The following is a 384-nucleotide window of genomic DNA, read 5'->3' on the forward strand; positions in this document are numbered from 1 at the left end:
CCTCCGAAATGAGTTCGAGCTCCTTTGAGCGGAAGACGAGCGATTTTATCGACGCTCCCCATCGAAGGCTGATCCCCTCGAGCTTGCCAAGGCTAAATCGGGTTGGTAGCTCGGTGCGGATAATGTCCCGTGTCGTCAGGAACTCTGCTGCGAAAGCATCCGCTTCCCGTTCAAGCTCGGCATTCGAACCCGGGTGCCAGCGATGCAACACAATGTGCCCAAGTTCGTGCGCCGCCGAGAACCTGTGCCGCATCACATCGTTTGCCTTGTCAGGCGTAAGCACGATGATAGGCCGAGGAAGTGAACTCGTCGAGAAAGCGTCGATGCGGCTCTTCTCGTCTGAGTTCTCATCCTCCTTCATCGAGAAGAACACGGTGAGAATGC

1 protein-coding gene is annotated in these 384 nt (G+C 56.2%); it reads right to left on the reverse strand.

What is annotated here, in order from left to right; genetic code table 11:
• A partial coding sequence (locus tag KH400_RS30010; protein ID WP_217228299.1) for an ImmA/IrrE family metallo-endopeptidase occupies positions 1-384 on the reverse strand: 384 nt, incomplete at both ends.

Source organism: Desertibacillus haloalkaliphilus (assembly GCF_019039105.1).
Classification (GTDB): Bacteria; Bacillota; Bacilli; order Bacillales; family KJ1-10-99; genus Desertibacillus; species Desertibacillus haloalkaliphilus.